General features: G+C 44.1%; 13 protein-coding genes. 6 read left to right on the top strand and 7 right to left on the bottom strand.

Annotated features, from left to right (window positions below):
- Positions 1-35: 35 nt before the first annotated feature.
- Together ACHUFN_RS02190 and ACHUFN_RS02185 are read right to left on the bottom strand one after the other, a co-directional pair.
- On the bottom strand, positions 36-887 hold the full coding sequence (locus ACHUFN_RS02190) for a glycosyltransferase family 2 protein (protein ID WP_394220680.1): 852 nt from the start codon (positions 885-887) through the stop codon (positions 36-38).
- A gap of 461 nt (positions 888-1,348) precedes the next feature.
- Positions 1,349-2,206: a class I SAM-dependent methyltransferase gene (locus ACHUFN_RS02185; RefSeq protein ID WP_394220679.1), complete on the bottom strand. Its 858-nt coding sequence runs from the start codon at positions 2,204-2,206 to the stop codon at positions 1,349-1,351.
- Between the two features lie 310 nt (positions 2,207-2,516).
- Here ACHUFN_RS02185 and pheS point away from each other — a divergent pair, with 310 nt between their 5' ends.
- The 5 genes from pheS (at position 2,517) to ACHUFN_RS02160 (ending at position 8,046) form a co-directional block, all read left to right on the top strand.
- A complete protein-coding gene (gene pheS, locus ACHUFN_RS02180) occupies positions 2,517-3,497 on the top strand; it encodes a phenylalanine--tRNA ligase subunit alpha (RefSeq protein WP_394220678.1) in 981 nt (326 codons plus the stop codon).
- A gap of 14 nt (positions 3,498-3,511) precedes the next feature.
- On the top strand, positions 3,512-5,899 hold the full coding sequence (gene pheT / locus ACHUFN_RS02175; protein ID WP_394220677.1) for a phenylalanine--tRNA ligase subunit beta: 2,388 nt from the start codon (positions 3,512-3,514) through the stop codon (positions 5,897-5,899).
- A 3-nt stretch (positions 5,900-5,902) separates the two neighbouring features.
- Positions 5,903-6,202: an integration host factor subunit alpha gene (ihfA, locus tag ACHUFN_RS02170; protein WP_014949129.1), complete on the top strand. Its 300-nt coding sequence runs from the start codon at positions 5,903-5,905 to the stop codon at positions 6,200-6,202.
- Between the two features lie 114 nt (positions 6,203-6,316).
- The gene (locus ACHUFN_RS02165) at positions 6,317-6,862 is read left to right on the top strand and encodes a hypothetical protein (RefSeq protein WP_394220676.1); all 546 of its coding nucleotides are present in this window, start codon (positions 6,317-6,319) and stop codon (positions 6,860-6,862) included.
- A gap of 590 nt (positions 6,863-7,452) precedes the next feature.
- Positions 7,453-8,046 (top strand): hypothetical protein, encoded by a 594-nt coding sequence (locus tag ACHUFN_RS02160; protein WP_394220675.1) that lies wholly within the window; start codon positions 7,453-7,455, stop codon positions 8,044-8,046.
- Positions 8,047-8,108: 62 nt separating this feature from the next.
- Here the strand turns inward: ACHUFN_RS02160 and ybaK are convergent, their stop codons facing one another.
- Together ybaK and ACHUFN_RS02150 are read right to left on the bottom strand one after the other, a co-directional pair.
- Entirely contained in the window at positions 8,109-8,579 is a 471-nt protein-coding gene (ybaK, locus tag ACHUFN_RS02155) for a Cys-tRNA(Pro) deacylase (RefSeq protein WP_394220674.1), read from the bottom strand.
- Positions 8,576-10,948, bottom strand: a complete 2,373-nt coding sequence (locus tag ACHUFN_RS02150; protein WP_394220673.1) for a penicillin acylase family protein — start codon at positions 10,946-10,948, stop codon at positions 8,576-8,578. Before ACHUFN_RS02150 ends, ybaK begins: the two co-directional genes overlap by 4 nt.
- Positions 10,949-11,046: 98 nt before the next feature.
- On the opposite strand from ACHUFN_RS02150, the gene nagZ reads away from it, so the two are divergent.
- Complete coding sequence (gene nagZ / locus ACHUFN_RS02145) at positions 11,047-12,057, top strand: beta-N-acetylhexosaminidase (protein ID WP_394221032.1); 1,011 nt, start codon at positions 11,047-11,049, stop codon at positions 12,055-12,057.
- Positions 12,058-12,128: 71 nt separating this feature from the next.
- Here nagZ and ACHUFN_RS02140 read toward each other — a convergent pair whose 3' ends face one another.
- The 3 genes from ACHUFN_RS02140 to mfd form a co-directional block, all read right to left on the bottom strand.
- Complete coding sequence (locus ACHUFN_RS02140) at positions 12,129-12,644, bottom strand: cob(I)yrinic acid a,c-diamide adenosyltransferase (protein ID WP_394220672.1); 516 nt, start codon at positions 12,642-12,644, stop codon at positions 12,129-12,131.
- A 154-nt stretch (positions 12,645-12,798) separates the two neighbouring features.
- Positions 12,799-14,475: a CsiV family protein gene (locus ACHUFN_RS02135; protein ID WP_394220671.1), complete on the bottom strand. Its 1,677-nt coding sequence runs from the start codon at positions 14,473-14,475 to the stop codon at positions 12,799-12,801.
- A 1-nt stretch (position 14,476) separates the two neighbouring features.
- A complete protein-coding gene (mfd, locus tag ACHUFN_RS02130; RefSeq protein ID WP_394220670.1) occupies positions 14,477-17,974 on the bottom strand; it encodes a transcription-repair coupling factor in 3,498 nt (1,165 codons plus the stop codon).
- Positions 17,975-18,027 lie beyond the last annotated feature (53 nt).

Raw genomic sequence — 18,027 nt, 5'->3', positions numbered from 1 at the left:
ACTAGTTTTGAAAAAGAAGCTTGGATTATCGCAGCTTATTTTCCAAACTTTTTCCTTATTCTATCTTTACCGAGAATAACCTTTGATGTGGCTACCAATCCAGCCTCGCGCACAGACAATGCAATCCAGCCTAGCTTGTTATTTTTTTTGCCAATCTGACTCAGTATCTGATTAGCAACACGGTCGTTATAGGCTTCATTGCCCAGTAGTTCACGATGTTTTTTGAAGGCTTTGAGTCGTGGAAACACCTTCTCCATGGGCATATTCGCCACTTCAGTGGATATACTCACATGTCCTCTGCGATAGAAGTAGATGTCTTTGGGGATGTTTTTAAAAACGGCATTTTCCAATGTTACGCGAACGAAAAAGTCCCAGTCTTGGCTGTTTTTCAATTCCTCGTCAAACATGAGTTTTTTAGCAAGCGATGTTTTGCAAGTAACACCACTCATTCCACAAAACTTATTCCCTTTTTTTATCACTTCTGTGGTGATCGTTTCTATAGGATTAATATGAATTTTTTCTGGTGTTTCTAAGAAGCGATAGCCAGAAGTCACGGCGTCCGCATTCTGGTGCATCGCAATGTGTTGTTCTAGGTAATCCGTATCCCAAATATCGTCGTCATCGAGAAACGCAATGATCTCCGATTTGGATTTATTAATTCCTAAATTTCTCGCAGCATTTGCACCAGATGCTACCGGAACTTTTACGTAAGTGAATTGCTCGGAAGGGAAAAGTGAAAGAACTTCCTCGTAACTAACTGAAGAGCCGTCATCAATTACAAACACCTCGGAAGGCATAACCGTTTGTTTTAATACTGCTGTCAGAGACTCTTTTAAATAATCAGGGCGATTATGAGTTGTAATAATGACTGAAACTGTTTTTTGCATCTCTGTTCCATGATTAGTTTTAGAAAATGATAACCTACACGAACGAAACTTAGTCGCTGATAGTTATAAGCATGTTTAAAACTAGCAAGTATTAGACCAGCGAAGCATTAGACATATTATATGTTTAATGCCCTCTACTTCGAGCAAATGTCATAGTTCTAAGAAACACGGACGTCATCGTAAAAACAGGCTATCGTTCTTATAAAGTGTCGTGGTTACTTTTATATAAATTACCGTCTATTCCAACGATAGCCGTGCAAGATTTCGTTTATATGTCAAACGTACCTTCAATTGAACGTATTTCTATTGTGAATTTTCAAGCTACGCATTGTTGAAACAAACGGTGTTTTTTTATTCGTCATGGGCCTGCTATTTAACCAACTTACGTTTAAGTTTTACGCTGAAATAGACCACATTGTTATGGTTTATTTGTCAACAGCAAATCGAGAACTAATTCTTGCTCACTTAACTAAAACACAGGTTACAGACGGTAAAAACAACTGAGTTATCTTTCGTATCTTGTAAGAATTAATATTTTCTAAAAGTGACTCTAAAATAGAAAAATAAAAGCGGGGCATACGCACGTGAATGTTTTTAGCGCTCCAGTAGTATTTCACGCGACTAAAGCCAATTCGCTCGATAGCTTTGACATCATTAAAGCGCCACTCTTTTAAATGAAAACACTCTGGAAAATCTGAAAAGTATTGAGAAACATCATGTGGGCCGCAAAAAGCATGAGGTGTCCTAAAAGCGTATGCGCCGCCTTTTTTCAAAATTCGTTTGACCGTTGTGAAGTGGTGCTCTACATCCTCATCGTGGAGATGCTCAATTAACTGATCGCTAAATACAAAGTCCACACTTTCATCAGTCAGTTTTGACAAGTCATACCCATCATAAACAATTACACTGACATTGTCGGGGAAATGCTCATTTTCATCTCTCTGGTCTGATATATCAACGCCGATCGCTTGATTGCAATGCCCAGCTGCATCTTTTAGAAGCCTTCCATCTCCTGAAGCAAATTCTACAAAAACTTCGTTTTGTTTAAGAAACCTTTTAATAAAAGCCATTCTGTGACCTACCTTTTTACGGCTTTCTTTTTCGTCACTACGTTTTGTTAGTCGCGGGTGGTCTGGAACTTTGGTAAACAGTTCATCATACATTGAACTGTATATTTCTTTTCGAGACTTTTTATCTGCTGCTTTAAGTTTGGTTGCAAGTGCTTTTTCGACGAGGTAGTGGTTAAGTACTTGATCGTAAGAACGATTTGAAGGAAGAGGTTTCCTTAACTGCATTTTACTAATCCCTGTAATAATCAAATTGTAATTGTTGTTTTTTATTTACAGTCGATGATATTAGTAATGTGAACAATTGTTCAAGGAGTATCTGCAGTTAGCCTATTCGATTGGATGAAAAGTGCGCGGAATATACAAGAAGTTAACAAACAACAATCTGTGCCTACCTAATTTCCAACCTATCCACCAAAATTTCGTCATTATCAGCTATATAGGGTAGCGGTAATGTCAATCACTCGTGTAAACTACCGCTTTTATTTCAGGCAAGCCTAAGCGCACAGAATAATTCTTCCTATGCTTTGGCCATGCAGTCATCATGTAAATTGAGGAAAACATGGAGCTTGACGCTATTATCAATCAGGCACAGAGCCAGATTGACGCTGCCGAAGATGCAGCCACATTAGACCAAGTTAGGGTCGAATTCATGGGTAAGAAGGGTAAACTTACCGACTTACTTAAAGGGCTTGGAAAGTTATCAAACGAAGAACGTCCTGCCGCTGGCCAGAAGATTAACCAAGCAAAGCAGGTTATTCAGCAGGCTATTTCTGCAAAAGGTGAGTTTTTACTCACAGAAGAGCTTAATAAAAAGCTAGCAGAAGAAGCGGTAGATGTAACTTTGCCTGGTCGTACAGAAAAGCCAGGAAATTTACACCCAGTTAGTCGCACGATTGCGCGCATTGAATCTTTCTTTGGTGAGCTTGGCTTCTCAGTCAAAACTGGCCCTGAAATTGAAGATGGTTTTCACAACTTCGACGCACTGAATATTCCAGCGAATCATCCAGCGCGTGCCGATCACGATACGTTCTATTTCAACCCAGACATGATGCTACGTACGCAAACCTCTGGTGTTCAAATTCGTACCATGGAAGCGGAAAAGCCGCCATTGCGTATTATCTCGCCAGGGCGCGTATATCGTAACGACTACGATCAAACGCACACGCCTATGTTCCACCAAGTGGAAGGTTTGATGGTTGATAAGAACGTTAGCTTTACTGACCTTAAAGGCATTTTGCACGACTTCCTACATCACTTCTTTGAAGAGTCGCTAGAAATTCGCTTCCGTCCGTCTTACTTCCCGTTTACTGAGCCGTCAGCTGAAGTAGACGTAATGGGTAAAAACGGTCAGTGGCTTGAAGTATTGGGCTGCGGCATGGTGCACCCAAATGTACTTAAAGCTGTGGGTATTGACCCAGAAGAATATACAGGCTTTGCCTTTGGTATGGGCGTAGAGCGCTTAACAATGCTTCGTTACGGTGTTAACGACTTGCGCGCGTTCTTTGAAAACGATCTTCGTTTCCTTAAGCAGTTCAACTAAGGCAGAGTGTATACATGAAATTCAGTGAAAAATGGTTAAGAGAGTGGGTTAACCCGTCGCTGTCGGCACATGAGTTGTCTGAACAGTTGAGCATGGCTGGCCTTGAAGTAGACGGTGTTGAGCCAGTTGCAGGCGATTTTAAAGGCGTGCTAGTAGGTGAAGTGGTAGAGTGCGGTCAGCATCCTAACGCCGACAAACTGCGCGTGACTAAAATAAACGTAGGTGGCGATGAGCTACTTGACATCGTTTGTGGTGCGCCTAACTGCCGTCAGGGCATTAAAGTAGCCGTTGCCGTTGTTGGCGCTGTATTGCCAGGCGATTTCAAAATTAAGAAAGCGAAGCTACGCGGTGAGCCATCATTTGGCATGCTTTGCAGCTTCTCTGAGCTAGGTATTAGCGACGACCACGACGGTATTATCGAGCTTCCAGCTGATGCACCTATTGGCGCAGACATTCGCGATTATCTTGGATTAGACGACAACACCATTGAAGTAGACCTTACACCAAACCGTGCAGACTGTTTGGGTGTTCGCGGTATCGCCCGTGAAGTTGGTGTACTAAACAGCCTTGACGTTTGCGAGCCTGAAGTGGCTGAAGTAAACGCCACCATCGATGATAAATTATCAATTACGTTAAGCGCTGACGACGCATGCCCACGTTATTTAGGCCGTGTGGTTAAAGGTGTTAACGTTGAAGCTGCGTCGCCACTATGGTTAGTTGAAAAGCTGCGTCGCTGCGGTATTCGCAGTATCGACCCCATTGTAGATGTGACTAACTTTGTATTGCTTGAGCTTGGTCAGCCAATGCATGCGTTTAATCTTGCAAGCATTGAAGGCAACATTAACGTGCGTATGGCAAGTGAAGGCGAAACCCTTACTTTGCTTGACGAAACTGAAGCTAAGCTACAAAGCAATACTTTAGTGATTGCTGACGATAACAAAGCGCTAGCGATGGCGGGAATCTTCGGTGGCTTGCACTCAGGTGTAACCACTGAAACACAAGACATTTTGCTAGAAAGCGCCTTCTTTAGCCGCGATGCGATTATGGGCCGTGCTCGTCAGTATGGTTTACATACCGATGCATCGCACCGCTACGAGCGTGGTGTAGACCCTCAACTACAACGCAAAGCGATGGAGCGTGCTACAGCGCTTGTACTTGAAATTTGTGGTGGTGAAGCGGGTCCTGTTGTTGAAGCTGTGGCAGAAGATAAGCTGCCAAAACAAGCAACGGTTACGCTTCGTCGCGAACGTTTGTCTCGCGTACTCGGCATTAGTATTGACGACGCAAAAGTGTCTGAAATGCTGAACCGTCTTGGTTTGGAAGTAACCCAAACTGAAGCAGGTTGGGAAGCAATTGCGCCAAGCTATCGTTTTGATATCTCAATCGAAGAAGATTTGATTGAAGAAATTGCTCGTGTGTACGGTTACAACAACATTCCAAACGTTGCACCAAAAGCAACGCTGGCAATGCTACCTTCGCAAGAAGCGAAGCTGCCGTTAAACACAATGAAGTCATTGCTACTTAGTCGTGGCTACAATGAAGCAATTACGTATTCGTTTGTTGACCCTAAAATTCAAAACGCATTATTCCCAGACGTAAAAGGTATGGTTTTACCACACCCAATTTCATCTGATATGTCGGTTATGCGCGTAAGTTTGTGGCCGGGTTTACTAGGTGCAACTGCTTATAATCAGAAGCGCCAGCAACAACGTGTTCGCATGTTTGAAACCGGATTACGCTTTATTCCTCAACAAGATGCGCCAAATGGTGTGTTGCAACAGCAAGTAATTGGTGGTGTAGTAGCAGGGCGTCGTAATGAAGAACATTGGGACTTGGGCGACAGCCCAGTTGATTTCTTCGACGCAAAAGCAGACGTAGAAGCGTTATTGGCACTTACAGGTAAATCAGGTGAGTTCCAATTCGTAACAGGGCAGCACAGCGCGTTACATCCTGGTATGACTGCAAAAATTTTGCTTAATGATGAAGAAGTTGGCTATATTGGTGCTATACACCCGCAGTTCACTAAACTGCTTGGTGTTAACGGCCGTGTATTTGCGTTCGAGCTAGTGGTAGATGCCATTACTGACCGCAAACTACCGTCAGCAGTACCCGTATCGCGCTTCCCATCAAACCGCCGTGATATTGCAATTACGGTTAAAGATGAAGTGCGTGTAGGAAATGTACTTTCTTACATAGAAAAAATTGGCGTAAATCAACTAGTTGCTCTAAACTTGTTCGATGAGTACAAAGGCAAGGGTATTGAGCCTGGCTATAAGAGCCTTGCTTTGTCACTTCATTTACAAGATCCGGATAAAACCTTGGAAGAAGCTGAGATTCAGCAAGCTGTGGATACTGTGGTTAAAGGTCTGGAATCTGAGTTTGGGGCCGCGTTAAGAGAGTAAACTATGGCATTGACCAAAGCCGAGATGGCTGAACACCTATTCGAGAAACTAGGCATTAACAAGCGTGATGCAAAAGATCTGGTAGAGCTTTTTTTCGAAGAGATTAAAGGCGCTCTGGAATCTGGTGAGCAAGTAAAACTGTCAGGTTTTGGCAACTTTGACCTGCGTGATAAAAACGAACGTCCTGGCCGTAATCCAAAAACCGGTGAAGACATTCCAATTAAAGCACGTCGTGTGGTAACGTTCCGCCCAGGCCAAAAATTAAAAAGCCGAGTTGAAAACTCAGCACCTGTCGACCAATAATCTTTAGGTCGTTACAATACTGAAAAAGAGCGAGAACTCTCGCTCTTTTTTGTATTGCTTCTTTTTACAGTGCACCCGCACTGAATTTCATATGCGTTTTGTTTGGAGGAAAGTGTGAAAAAAGCACTTGTTGTTCTCGCTATTATTATTGCTGCTACCTTTTCATGGTTCGCTTATTTGTCGCTAGATGCAGACAAGCGAGACCAAGATGCAGCGCAAGTTCCGCTAATCACCGTCATGGAAATTCTTCACGCTAGCGATTTGCAGGAAGGCGTTAAGCAGGCCGTAAAAGATGGGAATATAGAAGCAGTGGATTCTTGGATGGCACAAGCCCGTAAAGTAGGGCAGGCCGCCAATCTATCATCTGAAGATATGAACTACCTAACTTCAGAAACAGCGAAGGAATATGTAATATTTAACGCTAAACGCCAGCTGTATAACGAGGCGTTTGAAGCGCGTTATTATGCATTGGAAGAGGTCGAAACGCTTAAAGAGCAATATCCGGAAGCCAAAGACTTGTTTCCGCGTACTGATGCACTGATTGAAAAGCGTGATGCGATTATTCAACAAATTGCTGTCGCTATTTCAGGAAGCGAGCAGCCTGATGAAGCCGCGCTTAAAGAAGCACGTGAACAATGGTTAGTGCAAGCGGGTAAGTAGACTGCTGTTAGCTACTCTTGTCTAAAGAGTAGCTTATGTCGTATTGCCACTGAATTACTAACTTTCGCGTTGTGATGGCGGAAATTCGTTAAAAGTAGTTACCTCAAAAGTTACATCCTACTGTGCTAAAAAGCTAAGACTTCTGACCGAGTTGCACTTCAACATTAATTCACAATAAACCTATACCTTAGGCCAACTTCATACTCCTCGCTACTTTCCATATTATATTCATTGAAAACTAAATTTGATTTTGTACGCACATTGTCGTACATTGTGGGTCACGGATGGGTTATAGGGAAATAAAGCGGAAGGTCGTTGACTGTTTAAATAAGGGGTATGTTTCTCATGAACAGCGAAACGATATTGATGTTAAAAACCTATTAGCAATTGGGCAAGTATCACTTGAGGAGGTTGCTAAAATTATAGGTCGAAGTCGAGGGAACGATTATTCTTTCAGCCCCCATCATTTTGATACAATTATTACTGTGCACATAATTAAGACAAAGCAAGCAGGTCAGAAGTGGTACATAAAGTGGTATTTTGTTGAGCCTAATAGCGTTTTTATTAGCGTTCACCATTGAGGATAAGATATGAAAATTTTCAAAGTGGGCGAGTCGCAAAAAGTGGCATGCAGCAACTGTCAATCATTTGAAAATGCAACATTTCAGTTAAGAGATGTTCCTTTCAGTGATGGAACGGGGGTAGTTAAAAAGGTTTTGGTGGGGGTGTGTGACAAGTGTGACAGCGTGACCGTGTTACCTCATCAATCCACCCCTGCAGTTAAACGCCAATATGAGGCTAAGCGCAAACCTGTTGAAGGGCGTTTACCTGCACATTTAATCGATATTCTAAATTTAGCAACGATGGAAATCGGTGCAACGACAGACTTTGTCCCAAGTATGATGAAATATTACATCCATGCATTGTCTGAAGATGAAAAGTCGGCGAAAAAAATAGCGAGTTACCTTCAAAGTGACTTGGCAACAGGCAGATCAGAAAAGCGCTTATCGCTTAAAGGGCGAAAGATTTTCGAAGACATTGAGCTTCTTAAATCGCTATCCCATATAGGAAACACCACTGACTTACTGAAAAGTATTATTCTAAAGATAAACGAAGACGTGTTGATTAAAAAGAGACTTAAACCCATCGAAAACCTAAAAAATATAATGGCGGCAGTTGCATAACGCAAAGTTGCGTTGATGGTTATGCAAAAAAACTTGCTAGCAATTTAATAAGTTGTAATGAGTTAACTTACCGAAATATCTTCAAATTGAGCGCTAATAAGAAAGGCTAAATCAGCAGGGGCAAGTGCCACCTCTAATCCTCGTTTGCCTGCGCTTACGTGAATAGTTGAGAGGCTTTCAGCGCTTTTGTGGATCACACTAGCTAACCGCTTTTTCTGCCCTAATGGGCTTACTCCACCTAATACATATCCCGTTGCAACCATAACAGCATTCGGCTGCGCCATTTCCACCTTTTTTACACCTAACGCTTTGGCCATTTTCTTTTCACTAAGTTTCGAGTTTACAGGGACTACGGCCACGGCAAGCTTGTTGTTGTCAGTGCTTACTACCAAGGTTTTAAACACGGTATCCGCGTTAAGGTTTAGCTTTTCAACAGCCTCTAACCCGAAAGAAGCTGCATTCGCGTCGTGTTCATACTTCAAAACGCTGTGCTCAACGCGCTTTTTCTGCAGTAAGACTATGGCGGGTGTCATTTGACCTCTTTGTTATAGAACGTGCGAGTGAATACAGATGCGCTTGGCAATAACGGTGTTGCAGCATGTGTAGCATAGTCATTGAATCCAGCTGTAAAAAATTCTGACAGTGGGTGACCTGACTGCCCTCCTGGGAGGGTAAGTATGGCGTCTTCAAGATGACCTGGGCTTACGAAAAGTCGTTGTGATGCGCCAAACCCTGTTGATTGAACTGCGGGCATATAGGTATCGCCAAAGCCTTCCACTTGTTGCATGTTTAGCATGTTTCCAACAAATGGAATTTGGCTTGCAAACGGGTGCTTGACAGAAAGTGTGTTTACTTTACCCCACGCTAGGGTATCCATATTCGCTTCAACGGGCGAATACTTATCGAGTAACTTATGTTTGGCGCGCCTGTATGCATCGACCAATAGTTCGTCAAAACTTTCTGTATCTGTAGGTAGCCAAGATTTTGGCTGACTGTGGATGAGTTGCCAAACCGCTGGCTCAATGCCCCGCAATAGTGTGCGGCTATTTACACCTTGTTCATCTAGGTTTAGAAGTAAACTTCCGAAGAGGGTTTGTACCACTTCCTGCCTAAAATACTTAACCAACGTATACCCTACCGAATCTTCGCATGCACACTCGTTCCATGTATTTAAATACGTAAGGTCCGGTTTAAATTCAACATCTTGCAAAGTGAGCAAACCATATAGCAAGTGTTGCCAAGGAATAAGAAATTGCGCGTGATTGTCTAGTTGAATGGCATAGAAATCAGTTTCATTGAAAGTGTCTTTTTCAAAAAGTCGGTCTCTAATTTGCTGGCCTCTAGCGCCCAATGCGTATCCACCGTCTCCCCATTGTTTAAAATCTTCGGCGGAAATAACTCGGGCGTTCGCTGTCCAAATTCTTCCCATGGCAGGGTTAACAACTTGTGGTAAGTCTTCAGCACGTGTTGGAGTACTTTCAACGTCACGTTCTTTAACCGCGGTAAATGACGCCTGCTGCCTTGCTAATACCGCGCCACCGGGCAGCCATGCAGCATTGCCGTTTTCATCAACCACAACTAAGTTCTGAGTAGGTATCGCAAGACGCTTTCCTATTTTGATCGCCGCTTCAACGTTTTTAGCGGTGCCGAAATTAACAATGTTTAGGTTAGCGGAAAAAGGGTGGTGAGCTACCCAATTAAGTGCATAACGCTTGCCATTTAGTTCTCTTACTGGGCCAAACTGGCTTACTTCAAAGGTAAAGTCGTGTTCACCTTCGGGAAGGGCAATTTTCTCTGTAACCGTTTTGGTGGTTGTTGTTTCGGTTAACTCGACCCAATCGACGTTATCTAAATTCGCGTTGGTAAAACCCCAGGCTATATGTCCGTTGGTTCCTACAACTATGCCTGGAAGCCCTGGTAGCGTGACGCCTGTCATTTGAACATTGCTGCCCGACTCTTGATAGTTCAGTTGGGCGCGATACCAAATTATGGGGACGCGTAAGCTCAAGTGCATATCATTCGCTAAAAGACCTGCGCCTGATACAGTATGCTTTCCTGTTACTGCCCAATTATTGCTACCAATATCGGGAAGTTCAGTACCATTATATTGCGCGCGAGCGATGGCCGTTTCTTCGTCTGTTGATTCTGGCGGCGCTTTTGTTGGCGAGTGCAGTATGGGGGTAGCATTTGGTGAGCGAAGCGAGGCTGGATAGGCAGGTATAGGTGCATCAAGTAACGGGATTTCACTGGCATCAAGCGCGGCTTGATAATTACTGGGCTGGGTTATGAAGCCATAAATATCGCTGCCAAAGGTAGAAAGCAGTGCTTCTCTTGCTAAATCAAGCTCAACTTGGGTAGCTTGCAAATCTAGATACATACTATAGATAACAAGAATGCTATCGGTGGGTAGCCATTGCTTAATTGCAACACCTGCAGCTAAATATTCAAAAGGTGGTAGAGTATATTCAGACAATGCGTCGTTTACACCATGCGCATAGCGCACTAATAGCTCTTGTTGCCTTGAAGGCAGGTTTTCAAAGGCGGCTTTGGCGCGCTTTTCAAATTGATGAAAACGTGCTTTTTTGTCTACCTCTAACGCTTTTTCACCAACCCATTGCGATAAACTGCCTGAAGCGGCGCGGCGCTGTAGATCCATTTGAAAAAAGCGGTCTTGGGCATGTGCGAAGCCTAATGCGTAAGCTGCATCGAAAATATCGTTTGCCTTGATCACAGCCTGACCTAAACCGTCGCGACTTAAATCAGTTGGCGCAGTAACATGATAAGAAGCACTATTTCCTTCCAGTGTAGGCAGACTAAGATGCAGCGTTGTATACAACGCTGCAATAGCAACTACAAGCAGTGTCAAAGCGCCAAAAACTAACCACTTGATCCAATTTATCACGTGTAAAACTCCTTATTTTTCTCTATCCTAACCACAGATCTTGCAAAATTGAAGTGATGTTTTATGACACATACTAAGGCGGCGCCGTGGGGCCATTAATGTTGGACTGTCAGGCTGAAGAGCTTTTACCTGAGGAAAAGGAAAAGCTAGCGCATCCCGTAGTGGGAGGCATTATCCTGTTTAGCCGAAATTACCACGATAAACGCCAGCTTTCTGCTCTTGTTCAAGACATACGGCGTTACGCTAAAAAGCCTGTATTGATAGCCGTAGATCACGAAGGAGGACGCGTACAACGTTTCCGGGAAGGCTTTACGGCCATACCTGCCATGGGCGAAATTTTGCGCCAGTCTGAGCACCAAGATGAAAGCGCAGCCTATGCAAAAGCGTGTGGGTTAGTGTTAGCGCACGAGCTAAAAACGCTAGATATCGATTTCAGCTTTGCGCCAGTGCTTGATATAAACGGCGTTTCACAAGTCATTGGCGATAGGGCGTTTGCAGATAATGCCGATGACGTTATTCGTCTTGCTGCTCATTTAATTCAAGGATTGAAAGTCGTTAATATGCCAGCTATTGGCAAGCACTTCCCTGGCCACGGTAGTGTCGCCCCCGATTCACATATAGCGCTACCCGTGGATGAACGCGATTTCGACGAGATTAGACATACCGACATGGTGGTGTTTGAACGATTAATTGAGCGCGACCTACTTGATGGTGTAATGCCTGCCCATGTCATTTATAACCAAGTATGTAGCCAGCCAGCAGGTTTTTCACAAAAGTGGCTGCAACGTATTCTAAGTGACAATATTGGCTTTAAAGGCGCAGTATTCTCAGACGATTTATCGATGCATGGTGCCAGTGTAGCGGGAAGTTATTTAGAGCGAGCTGAGGCGGCACTTGATGCAGGCTGCGACATGGTACTCGCCTGTAACAATCCAAAAGGGGCTGAAAGTATACTTGATGGGCTAGAGTCTCGCTTTTCACAATTAAGCGCGAAGGATACAAAGAAACAGGAGCGCGTGATGGCGTTATACGGACGTAGCATGCCAATAGGGCTTCAAGATAAATATGAAAGCGCAGTAAAATTGATTAAAACGCTGAGCGAAAGATAACGCTTTATGTTGGGCCGTTTAATTTGCCTGCTGGGCGCTTGTTGATTTAGCGCTTCAGCGGCAAAATACAGTTAAACGCGTACTTCCTCAACCCCTGCTTCTACATTCATAAAACGTGCAAATGTAAAAAAGAAATCGCTTAAACGGTTTAGGTAGGCGTGTACAACCTCTGGCACATCATAGTGCTTAGATAAGCTAATTACAGCGCGCTCGGCGCGCCGACACACTGCACGGCATACATGCGCTTGCGCTGCTGCCTTGCTTCCGCCGGGTAAAACAAACGAAGTATTTGGCGGCATTTGGCCCGTAATGTGGTCGATTAGGCTTTCTAGCTTTTCAATGTCTGTTTGTGCTAGCGTAGAGCTTGCTGAAATAGCAAAACCAGCTTGAAACAAATTTCGCTGAATATCAAAAAGCATCGTTTTATGCTTATCATCGACATAGGCGGCTAACAAACCAACGTGGCTGTTTAGTTCGTCCATATCACCATAGCTTTGAACTACTAGGTCGTCTTTTTCTACGCGAACCGCTTTATCAGCGTAAATTTGGGTGCTGCCTTTGTCACCTGTGCGAGTATAAATCTTCATAGAACCCTTTATTCATAACTCTCTTAATTTTAAACCTTTTATTTTGCAGACTTTGCTCCGCAATCAGGTCATTAATTCTTTGTCATTAAAGCGACGTGCTTGGTTCTGTGAGGTAAAAACTATTTCCCAAACCTAATTGCTCTTAAATCAAGTATTACTCAGATATTTCAGGGCGGTTGTATCTTCGAATTTGTACAACAAAACCAAACAGTGGGTGGTCGAAATAATGCAGCTGCGTACTGATCACTCTGCGTTGCTCTGCCAGCGGAACCGAAACCAACTTGTACTCTAACGGAGCTGCATTATTCATAGCACTGCTTTCATCTTCACTGCTAAAGTAACTAATCGGTACAGGCTGTCTGTAAAACATTTCGCTATCAATGTGCAGATAAGGTACGCGATTAATATACTTAAGGAACACTTTCATCGTTCCGTCAATTTCCCAAATAGGCGTGCGTAACGACGCATTGCTGGTATCACTATCACCTTGCTCTATAATTACTGGTACTTCAAGGGCCTTGAAAGCGCTGTAATCAATGGCTTCAGGCTTTGCTAATCTCTCCTCAAGTTCGGTAAAAATATCAGTAACAACGAAAAGTTCTGAAGAAGGTTGCTCAAACTCTGTATTGGTACCAGCACTTTGATTTGGTGCTAGCTCGCTTGTTGAATCGTATCCAAATGGTGAGGTGCTTGCGTCAAAATCGTTATTGTTGGCATTTGATAATGTTTGTTCACGCATTTCACCATCTAGTGAGAATTGCTGTGCGTAGTTTTGGCCGCCGAACAAGCGAACGTTGAACGCTTTACTTTTACCAAACATAACCGGCTGTCGCCATGTTGCATGAAACAAACGCTCTAAGTCGCGATTAGAGCGAATTTGACGGGAAATAGATGCTAGCGCCTGTTGATTGCTAGTGAGTAAATGGGCTTTTGACGACAAGGGCCAGTCGTGACCTTCAACAATAATAGGAAGACTAGCAGGCGTAGGCATTCTGTTATCAACGTGGTGTACTTTCCAAACAATAGCTGACTGCAGGGTAGGGCTGTCCGAAACATCGTCTATAGTTTCGTCACCTAAGCCAGCTTTCTTTGTGTTGTCTGGTGTTGCACCTTCGTTAGGTACCAGAGTGATAGTTGCGCTAAGCCATGGCTTAGCTTCTTCACAGTATTTGAAAGCAGGAACAGTAATTGGCGTAGCATCGTTTACGCCAAAAAAAGACGCCCAATAGCTTGCAATGGTTTGTGCATCAGGCGCGTTTGTACCCTCACTTTCTATCACCACGTCTTCGTCACCTAACTCAGTATAGGATGGGTCAGGTGATGCATTGTTAATCGTGCTGCGCTTTGTTGTGAACTCAGGTGTAAGCTCTGAATTTAATTCTGCATCTGGCTCAGAACTTAACTCGGAATTTAAATCGGTGCCGAATTCTCTAGTAGCACTAAGTTCCTCATAAATTTGTGCGCCAGAAGGCTGCCCGTTTTCATTTTTGGGCAGCGATAAAAAGTCGACATCTTTGGAAGGCACACTGATCAGAGCGTTAGACGGCCATTTTACAGACGTATCTTCACCGCACACTGGTAGCCCTTGCTTAAGGTAGCTTATGTCGGGTGCAATAACATCGCTAATGATGTCAGCTTGAGCTCGGGGTGCTGATAAGTTATCGGCCAGTGAGAATTGTTCTTCTAATTCAGTAAGTGCAACGTTGCGCTTAAATGCAATAACTTCCACATCGAACCACCAATCGTCATTGGCGAGGGCTGTAGATGAAACAGTATTTAAGAAAACTGCGCTAATCGATGCAACTAACGGGCACCAGCGAGATAACTTCATGTTACCGCGACTCCTTTGCAAAATCGGCAATAATATCGCTAATAAACGCTATGCGCGCTTTAGCTGTTTCTGTATTTTTTACCAAACGTAGCTTTTGACTGCCTTCAAATTTAAATGTGTTTGGCTTGGTTTGCACAAGGCTAATAATATAGCCGGGGTTTACCTTAGTGGTTTCTTTGAACTCTATGGTACCGCCTTGTGCCGACAAGTCTACTTTTAGAATGCCTAGCTCTTGCGCTTTTAGTTTAATTTCAGCTACTTCTATTAAGTTTTTAGCAGGCTCAGGTAATAGACCAAAGCGGTCAATACATTCTACCTGGAACTCATCAATGTCGTCTTGCGATGCACAGCTTGCTAATCGTTTATAGAGTGAAAGGCGAGTGTTAACGTCGGCAATGTAGTCTTCCGGCAGCAGGGCTGGAATACGCAGCTCTACTTCAGTATGACCAGACATGGCGTCGTCTAAAGAAGGCTCTCTGCCGTCTTTTAGCGCATTTACTGCTTTATCCAGCATGTCCATGTATAAGCTAAAACCAATGCTGGCAATTTGGCCTGATTGATCGTCACCTAAAAGCTCACCCGCACCACGAATCTCTAGGTCGTGTGTTGCTAACGCAAATCCTGCGCCTAAGTCTTCAAGTTGCGATATAGCTTCTAATCGTTTTACCGCGTCTTTGGTCATGCGTTTAGGGTGCGGTGTTAGCAAATAAGCATACGCTTGGTGATGCGAACGACCCACACGACCACGAAGCTGGTGAAGCTGCGCTAGGCCTAAGTGGTCGGCCCTATCCATAATGATAGTATTTGCGCTTGGCACGTCGATTCCGGTTTCAATAATGGTAGTACACACCAGTACGTTATAGCGCTGGTGGTAGAAGTCACTCATTACGCCTTCAAGCTCACGTTCACGCATTTGACCGTGACCTACCGCAATACGTGCTTCAGGAACAATTTCGGCAATTTCCTCTGCTGTTCGCGCAATGCTATCCACTTCGTTGTGTAGGAAATACACCTGACCACCACGCAAAATTTCACGCATGATTGCTTCGCGAATAACGGCTTTATTACGCTGCTGCACAAAGGTTTTTATAGATAATCGACGAGCCGGTGCTGTAGCGATAATGGATAAATCGCGCATGCCGGACAGTGCCATATTAAGCGTGCGCGGAATAGGCGTGGCGGTTAGCGTTAGGATATCAACATCGGCGCGCAGAGACTTGAGCTTCTCTTTTTGACGCACACCAAAGCGGTGCTCTTCATCAATAATCACAAGGCCTAAGTCTTTATACTTGATGTCGCTAGACAGCAACTTGTGAGTACCCACCACAATGTCAACTTTGCCCTCGCCAATTCGTTCTATCACTGACTTTTGTGCTTTACCACTAACAAAACGGCTCATGACTTCAATTTCAAATGGCCATGCGGCGAAACGGTCTTTGAAGTTTTCAAAATGCTGCTGAGCGAGCAGGGTGGTGGGCACTAAAATCGCTACTTGTTTGCCCGCGATTGCCGCAAGGAAAGCCGCGCGCATCGCAACTTCAGTTTTACCAAAGCCCACATCACCGCATACTAAGCGGTCCATAGCAGAAGGGCTGCCCATGTCGTGCATAACCGCAGCGATGGCCTGTGCTTGGTCGGGTGTTTCTTCAAACGGAAAGCTATCTGAAAACGCTTGGTAGTCGTCCCAGTTAATGTTGTAGGCAAAGCCTGGCTTTGCAGCGCGGCGGGCATAAACATCTAATAGCTCTGCCGCAACATCACGCACTTTTTCAGCGGCTTTCTGCTTGGCTTTCGTCCACGCATCAGACCCTAGTGAACTAACGGGGGCACTGTCAGCGTCGCCCCCTGTATAACGGGAAATTAAGTGTAGCGAGGCAACAGGAACATATAATTTAGACTGCTTTGCGTATTCAATACACAGGTATTCGGTAGCGACACCGCCAGCGTCTAAAGTTTGCAAGCCTAGGTAACGGCCAACACCATGATCTAGGTGAACAACAGGCTGGCCAATAGAAAGTTCAGCCAAATTGCGAATAATCGCGTTTTCATCAGTAGCCGTTCGTTTATCGCGAAGACGGCGCTGACTTACTTTTTGCCCTAAAAGCTCAGTTTCGGTGATAAATAAAAGCTCACCTTCCTGGGTTTGCCAGCGAAAGCTGTTATCAACCATACCCACGGTGATGCCAATGTTGTTGTGACTTGCAATAAAATCACTGAAGCTATCAACAATCTTTGGCTTTATGCCTGCCTTCGCTAGAACGGTAAGTAGCCCCTCTCGGCGGCCTTGGGTTTCTGCACAAAACAGTACCTTCGCCCCGTTCTCGGTGGCTTGATTAACCGTTTTAATTAAACGCTCGGCAGGCACTTTCTTTTGAGAGTTAATTGCGATGTCGTCGAGCTTTTCGCACTGAAGATTAGTCGACCCCGGCTTTTCTTCAATAACGTTGTTCGAAAGCGACGCTCTTGGCCACTGTTTAATAGCGCCGAATAATTCGTTTATTGGCAAGAATAGGTCGTCGGGCGCTAGCAGTGGTCGCGCTAAGTTGTAACGGTATTGTTCGTAACGCTCTTGCACATCAGCCCAGAAAAACTCGCTGGCGTCTTGTACGTCACCATGAAGTAAAAGTAAGCTTTTAGGGTGCAGGTAATCAAATAAGGTAGCCGTTTTTTCGAAGAAAAGGGGGAGATAATACTCCACGCCACTTGGCATAGTGCCTTTGCTTACCTGAGAAAATACGCTTTCTGATGCGTTATTGGCGTCGAATTTTTCTAAAAATTGCTGGCGGAAAAGCGTGATGGCTTCTTTATCCGTGGGAAACTCGCGTGCCGGCAACAAACGAATTTCATTCACCGCTTCTCCTGAGCGTTGAGTTTCTGTATCGAAGTAACGAATTGAGTCAATTTCGTCGTCAAACAAATCGATACGAAATGGCTGGTCGCTGCCCATTGGGAATAGGTCGATAATGCTACCGCGTACCGAGAATTCACTGTGACTCATCACTTGGCTTACATGCAAGTAGCCGGCTTGTTCGAGGTTTCGTCTAAATTGATCTCTGTCTAACGTGTCGCCCTTATTTAGCATGAGTAGGTACTTTGCTAAATAATTGGTAGGGGCCAAGCGCTGCATTAATGTATTAACAGGAACGATGAATATCCCTTCGCCTTGTTGCGTAAAACGAAACAAGGTTTCTAAACGCTGCGAAACAATATCTTGGTGGGGTGAGAACGAGTCATAAGGCAGCGTTTCCCAATCAGGGAAAAGGGTAATTGGCGTATCTTTTGTATTATCGCTTAAAAAGAATGCTATTTCTTTTTCCAGCTTCATGGCCGAGGGCGTGTCAGCAGTAATCAATACTATTGGGCCATTGTATTGGTTAAGAGTTTGACTAATACAAAGCGCGGCACTGCTGCCTTGAAGTTGACCCCAATGTTTGTGATCTTGTGATGAGGCTTCTTTTTTAGGCGCAGGTAAAGGTAGCGATAATAAAGTGGCTGTCATGACGTCCTGTTTTTTAAGTGCAAGATAATTTTTACGGCTTATATACTGATATT

The organism is Alteromonas gracilis (assembly GCF_043642145.1).
Taxonomy (GTDB): Bacteria; Pseudomonadota; Gammaproteobacteria; order Enterobacterales; family Alteromonadaceae; genus Alteromonas; species Alteromonas gracilis_B.
This window is presented reverse-complemented; position numbering and strand designations above follow the sequence as displayed.

Excerpts from the sequence above, each read along its gene's own strand:
- ACHUFN_RS02190 (WP_394220680.1), bottom strand. The coding sequence starts at position 887 with ATGCAAAAAACAGTTTCAGTCATTATTACAACTCATAATCGCCCTGAT.
- pheS (WP_394220678.1), top strand. The coding sequence starts at position 2,517 with ATGGAGCTTGACGCTATTATCAATCAGGCACAGAGCCAGATTGACGCT.
- pheT (WP_394220677.1), top strand. The coding sequence starts at position 3,512 with ATGAAATTCAGTGAAAAATGGTTAAGAGAGTGGGTTAACCCGTCGCTG.
- ihfA (WP_014949129.1), top strand. The coding sequence starts at position 5,903 with ATGGCATTGACCAAAGCCGAGATGGCTGAACACCTATTCGAGAAACTA.
- ACHUFN_RS02160 (WP_394220675.1), top strand. The coding sequence starts at position 7,453 with ATGAAAATTTTCAAAGTGGGCGAGTCGCAAAAAGTGGCATGCAGCAAC.
- ybaK (WP_394220674.1), bottom strand. The coding sequence starts at position 8,579 with ATGACACCCGCCATAGTCTTACTGCAGAAAAAGCGCGTTGAGCACAGC.
- nagZ (WP_394221032.1), top strand. The coding sequence starts at position 11,047 with ATGTTGGACTGTCAGGCTGAAGAGCTTTTACCTGAGGAAAAGGAAAAG.
- ACHUFN_RS02140 (WP_394220672.1), bottom strand. The coding sequence starts at position 12,644 with ATGAAGATTTATACTCGCACAGGTGACAAAGGCAGCACCCAAATTTAC.
- ACHUFN_RS02135 (WP_394220671.1), bottom strand. The coding sequence starts at position 14,475 with ATGAAGTTATCTCGCTGGTGCCCGTTAGTTGCATCGATTAGCGCAGTT.
- mfd (WP_394220670.1), bottom strand. The coding sequence starts at position 17,974 with ATGACAGCCACTTTATTATCGCTACCTTTACCTGCGCCTAAAAAAGAA.